6 protein-coding genes are annotated in these 5,658 nt (G+C 41.4%); all 6 read right to left on the bottom strand.

The window, feature by feature from the left end:
• Positions 1–325 precede the first annotated feature (325 nt).
• Positions 326–1,219 (bottom strand): hypothetical protein, encoded by an 894-nt coding sequence (locus tag HMPREF0670_RS14440; protein WP_009231884.1) that lies wholly within the window; start codon positions 1,217–1,219, stop codon positions 326–328.
• A 41-nt stretch (positions 1,220–1,260) separates the two neighbouring features.
• Positions 1,261–1,722: a restriction endonuclease gene (locus HMPREF0670_RS14435; protein WP_009231883.1), complete on the bottom strand. Its 462-nt coding sequence runs from the start codon at positions 1,720–1,722 to the stop codon at positions 1,261–1,263.
• 369 nt (positions 1,723–2,091) lie between these two features.
• Positions 2,092–2,724, bottom strand: coding sequence for an immunity protein Tsi6 family protein (locus HMPREF0670_RS14430; protein WP_009231882.1), 633 nt, complete (start codon positions 2,722–2,724; stop codon positions 2,092–2,094).
• A 23-nt stretch (positions 2,725–2,747) separates the two neighbouring features.
• On the bottom strand, positions 2,748–4,250 hold the full coding sequence (locus HMPREF0670_RS16780; protein WP_009231881.1) for a hypothetical protein: 1,503 nt from the start codon (positions 4,248–4,250) through the stop codon (positions 2,748–2,750).
• An 11-nt stretch (positions 4,251–4,261) separates the two neighbouring features.
• Positions 4,262–5,095: a hypothetical protein gene (locus tag HMPREF0670_RS14420; protein ID WP_009231880.1), complete on the bottom strand. Its 834-nt coding sequence runs from the start codon at positions 5,093–5,095 to the stop codon at positions 4,262–4,264.
• Positions 5,096–5,106: 11 nt separating this feature from the next.
• The coding region (locus HMPREF0670_RS14415; protein ID WP_009231879.1) for a phage baseplate assembly protein V at positions 5,107–5,658 on the bottom strand (552 nt) is incomplete at its 5' end.

Raw genomic sequence — 5,658 nt, 5'->3', positions numbered from 1 at the left:
GGTACCGCTCTGTGGCTCCCGTGCCGGGGTAGTGCACCTCGTTGTAGCCGTCCTTGTATTCCATGCGCCCCTCCTGAACGCCCCCGTCGCCCGAGGTGCGCACCACGCGCCCCCGCCTGTCGTAGTCCCAAGTATAGGTCATGCCGTTGCGGACGCGCCCGTCGTACCGCCAGTCGCGGTGCAGTCCGTCGGGGAAGGTGAGCCCCTTGTCATCGGTGAGGAGCGTCAGGTCATTTCAATCGTGACAAAGTTTTTTGTTGTTGATGGTACTTCTTACACGTATTTCTTGCAGAACCATCGAAATTCTTTCACGATAGATAACAGATTATGCCATAAATTCGAAATTAACAGAAGGATTGTCCTTGTGCAATTTGTTGAAACAGCGAGTAACTAGCGGGTCTAGGGGCATTTCAAACGAATTCAATGGCAGGTTGTTTATTTCTAATTGCAGAAGGGGGTGTAAATTGGGATGACCAACATATAACCCTCTGTTATGGCGCAATCTTATCCACATCAGGATTTCTGGTGGAAAGAGGAAGTATTGAGCGGAAGAGAACTCTAAAAGATTCCCGTCATGCTCGTATTCATCACTTTGTGAGACATGGAAATCGCATAAGTCGATAAGCAACTTTTCGAACAATGCCTTATCACACGTATCCCAATTTTCAAGTGTTCTCCCATATGCCCCCATTTCTGAGGGGTATTTCCAAGATTCTTCTATTGACGTGTTGTTGTAACGCAAGTATAAGTCAAGGATAAACCAAGGGAATGTTGGATTATCTGGAAACATCTTAAATTGTTTGCCATTTAGCATTTTTGTTAGCAGGGAACAATACGTGATGGCCTCTTGACTTAAACCTAAACATACCAATTGCGCCAAATGCATAGAACTGTCGGAAAACAACAATGCCCCGTCATAATGCGTAGAGCATTGCCCAATGGAATATGCCCATTTATTGGCCGAAATCCCATAATAGGTGCTCCGCGCAAGCAGGTCATATTCAATCTTCCCGCTTTGGGTGAATTCATTGATGAAATTCCACAGATACCAAGAGGACAAAGAGGAGAGCCGCGTGCCTACCGCCGTGTCATAGGCATTACCCTTTATATAATTATCTATTTTTTGTGTAGCCCTTTTGAAATGAGACTCTTCCATAGTCTTTATCTTATGGGCCATCATCTCTTTTGTATAACTAAAGGATTTTTCTAAACTATTCATAATAATATGTTTATTCAGTTTGTAAGACCATAATATGTTGCTTACCAGGAACGTCTTCGTACTCTTTGTTCCCCATTTCTAATAGCACCACTCTCATCCACATAAACGTCATATTTCTCATAGAGCAGGGTTCCGTTATCTTTTGCCTGTTCCATCGCTGCGTGTGCCTGCTTTGCATTCGCTTGGGTTTCGGGTTCATTCTTCCAGCCATCGTCACCATTCTTTGCCCTATTTATTCTACTTTCAGAATACGTTTCTCCGCCTGCCTTTTGGTCTCTTGATAGTGGAAGTTCTTTTGTTTGTCCTTTATCCCATTTAGACTCGCTTTGCGTTCCCTTAACTTCTATTATTTTCACCTCATGAGTTTTGGTCTTTTCAGCAATAATGTCAACCCCATTCCCTGATCTGTTTTGAACTTCATAGAACTTATCAAACCCTTGGGATTTCAAATACTCTTTTATGACCCGTTCGCAGAAATCTCCCAATGTCTCACCCGGCAACATTTTCAAGGAAAAATCTTTATGGGTAATGCTTACAGAAAACCACCTATAGCTAAACCTTTAAGATTATATAAATATTTTATCAATAACATCTAAAATGATTTATCCACCCTTGTCGATCTTATTTATATTTTGATTGTCTAAACAAAAAGCAAACTTCTTTATTTTAAACATTATATACATAATGTTCCACTTCTTTTCTTAAACGTAACTATTCAGCGATAAGGTGTATAAACTATTATTGATTATCAATAAGTTACATAAATAGATACATACAAATTCTAATAAAGAATGTCATTTCAACCTTTTTGCCACAATGTTACGTTTATAAGTTCTTGATATTCAACGTCCATTATCGCTGAATAGTTACTCTTAAACTCCTGTTTGTGTGTCTTTGTTAATTAATTTATTTATTATGTCAGGAACAATTTCATACATAAGAAAAGACACTTCATATCTAAAACTTAAATAGGTTTTATTTGCACATTCTTCTAAATCTATTATATTCAACTTACTACCATCATTACGTTTCTCCAAATAGTCTTTGATATAGTTTAAAACTTGACGTGCATATTCTATATAAGGGGTTTTCTCCTCTCTGTACTCTTTATATTTGCCTTTTAATTTATATTCTTCAAATGGTTGCTTCATCATACCAATAGTGCGGTTGATCATTCTTAACATTTCGTCTGGTGTATTTATCGCATCCTCGGGCATATAGAAATAAATAAATGCCATAGCATCAATTGTTCCTATTGCATCCCCGTACACATCCCCTTCGTCAAAATTTTTGGCAGCAATAGCTCCAAGAGAATATTTCTGAAAATCCTTTACACGATCCAGACGTACATTTTCTGATAAATCTTTCTTTATCATCCAAATCTGCACATAAATAGATTTGTACATAGTTATCTGCGGATAATCGTTCATTATTTTCTTGAAATATGCCATTGTCTCATCACATAATTGGTCGTACTCCTTTTGGGTCTTGGGACTTGTATTCATAATATTTTTTTTGGAACAGGTTATTATTCATCTGGATATATGGGATAAACAGGGTGAGGAGAACTTGGTTCAATGCCATTTAAACATCCTTGATTACGCGGTATGTATATCTGCGTACCTTTCCCCTTTGTTGGAACCTCGACAGGTACAGGCTTTCCGTTTGTTCCAATGACAACATTACCGTTTGTATCGACTTGATACACACTCCAATCATCATTTATTGGACTCGAGGTACTCTCTAATCCTATACACCCCTCTTTATTCACCTGTATTTGTCGAATCTTATCTGTCTTTCCCGTTGGGTCCATATTAGAATCACGCACATTATACTCACTTGACACTCCCAAATCTGTTGGCTTTGCTGTAGCATCGGGAGTATAATACTCTCCTTCATAGTAAGTTCCGTCTAGGCCATGTTTCTGATATTGATACATTTCTCCTCTTATATATCGTACTTTTATAGGCATGCGATAGTCTATGCCTTTTAATTCATTATTCATTGCTTTTATCGCCTCCTCTCTGGTCATTTCTCCCGTTACAACCCTTTCCTTAAACACTTTTTCATAAAATTCTCTTGCATAGTCCATCCTTTCTGCCACGATATCACGTTTAAACAGCAATTTGCTTCCACCGATATATCCTCTATTGGAAATTCTTCGCAAAGCATAAGGTATTTGATAATCAGCATTTTTTAACTGTATATTCAACCCCACCATGCCAAGAGGAGTTGCCACACCATTTGCAAATTCTTCTGCGCCGACTTTTTCTCCGTTCGCCAACTTTGTTCCAATATTATAATATTGGTAAACGTCTCCTATGAAGGTTTTCCCCGCATCCTTCAGCATGTCTGAAGGTTCACCACCCTCATATTGACGCGTCGCATTTCTGTATGCTACATTTTCTGCTGCAAACCCACTACGCACCAACAGGCCGGCCTTTCCGTAAGTCTTCGCCCAACCTTTAATAAGGTTGGGCAACACGGCTTCCCATCCCGATGTTGTAAAAAGAGACACACCACCATATGCGGCATATCCGTACATAATGCCTTGGAATGTGGCGAAGCCTGTGTTGCGCAACCCCGTCCAAAGGGCGATGCCGGGAGATGTAATCTCTGGTGACCAACTTATTTTACCGCCAAGGGGGCACACCATATAAGAGTCGCTTGTCAGGGCGTATTGTGTCCTTTTGATAATCAGGTGCCGTTCGTAACCAATCCACTTCCGTCCACTTGCCATCATTACTCCACACAAGAGAAAACCTGTGCCTAGCCCGATAATCAGCCCTGCTAGTATCGCCCATCCAATCGGATTGCTAGCCAGCAATGCAAAGAACACCGCTGCCATGACAGCAAGAACAACCGCCCATCGGCAAGTAAAGTCGGGCGTTTTTGTTGCAGTGTCGTAATGTGTGAGATAACGCTTGCCTGTTTTCGAGACATGTGTGCTTTTACCGTCATATATGCGAGCTGGGAACAAACCTCCTGAGCACAGGAAATAATGTTCGTCTGTAAGATATACTTTTGCCATTGTTACTTCTCTCAACGTTTTTCTGTTATGATATACTCGGTACGCAAACGCAACTCTTTAGATGTGTTCTCATCCCAAACAAACTTCGCGCCCTTAATAAGCCCCGTTGCTTTCTCTATGACATAGTCACCTTGTATGGCAAACTCTGGTTTCATATTCCGCAGGTCAACGAATGGCATTTGCCCATACGACTTTTCCAGCCAGTCGTGATTTATCTCAAAATCCCTTCCCTCGAAACGTATCCTAATCAATTCATCGTCTTCATCATTGTCAAAGTACAGGTTATAGGAAATTTTGTTTGTCTTGAAAGCATTGTCGGTCTTCCGATGTTCCTCGTCTCTTATCCGATGTCCGTACAGACCATTGAAATAGATTTTGAAGAATTCCATTTCCCCCACATAGTGTCTCAATGTTTCTTCCTCGCTAAAAAGTTTCTCGTTGACATTAAAGAAATCCGTCAATTCCCCCGAGCGTCCACAGATAGAAACCATCTCGCCTTTCAGTTGTTCCCATTTTCCCTTTATCTGTTCTATATTGATAATTTGAAGAACCTTCCCCTCCTTGTCTATAACACAGACAATGTCTTGTGTTACTTTTTTTAGTTGGTTCGCAATCACGGACAGTTCCCTAAAAGCCTGATTCCCTGTTTCAATAACATTCGTATCCAACGTTATCAGTTCTATTTTCGCACATTTATTGCTGTCTATCCCCAAAACATTCAGTAGGCATTCCGTCTCTACTTTTGTATTGTTCTCCACTCCGCCCATCAGCATATCACCATTGATCGCAATATGATAACGCCGTTGTATTTGTGGCTTTGATATATAAATTTCTGTACTTGACATATTCTCTAAATCTAATTGATAAATACATCTCCCCCATCAACCTCTACGATTCCTGCTGCGTGTATGGTTCCGCCACCCCCATCGATGTCCACTGTAGAGCTTTCCAATTTGATATTGTCAGCCGTTATGGTAATGGTGCTACTTCCTACCTTAAATGTTATCTTCTTATGCCCACTTAAATCGATAATGCCATCCTTACCCATCGTCAACACACTTTGCCCGTTCCCGACATCCGTTTTCACCTGTTTTCCTGCGCTTACATGGACTGCCGAATTGGTTGTTGTGGATGCATTACCACCCCCATCGAAATTCATATTTGCCCCGCCCTTGTCGTTAAGCGTTACGCTTCCCTCTGCATCATTGAGTGTCAGAGCGCATCCGCTGCGCGTAGTGATGCTCTTACATTTGTTGTCCTTTCCGCCTCCTGCTCCGGTTCTTCCATTAAACAGACTCCCCATCACGTACGGCCTGTTGGGGTCGCCATGTCGGAAACCCACCAGCACGTGGTCGCCCACCTCGGGGATGAAAACGAAGCCGCGGTTGGTCTCAACGCCGTCGCGGCA

This window comes from Prevotella sp. oral taxon 317 str. F0108, from assembly GCF_000162415.1.
In the GTDB taxonomy this organism is placed as follows: Bacteria; Bacteroidota; Bacteroidia; order Bacteroidales; family Bacteroidaceae; genus Prevotella; species Prevotella conceptionensis.
This window is presented reverse-complemented; position numbering and strand designations above follow the sequence as displayed.

Excerpts from the sequence above, each read along its gene's own strand:
- HMPREF0670_RS14440 (WP_009231884.1), bottom strand. The coding sequence starts at position 1,219 with ATGAATAGTTTAGAAAAATCCTTTAGTTATACAAAAGAGATGATGGCC.
- HMPREF0670_RS14435 (WP_009231883.1), bottom strand. The coding sequence starts at position 1,722 with ATGTTGCCGGGTGAGACATTGGGAGATTTCTGCGAACGGGTCATAAAA.
- HMPREF0670_RS14430 (WP_009231882.1), bottom strand. The coding sequence starts at position 2,724 with ATGAATACAAGTCCCAAGACCCAAAAGGAGTACGACCAATTATGTGAT.
- HMPREF0670_RS16780 (WP_009231881.1), bottom strand. The coding sequence starts at position 4,250 with ATGGCAAAAGTATATCTTACAGACGAACATTATTTCCTGTGCTCAGGA.
- HMPREF0670_RS14420 (WP_009231880.1), bottom strand. The coding sequence starts at position 5,095 with ATGTCAAGTACAGAAATTTATATATCAAAGCCACAAATACAACGGCGT.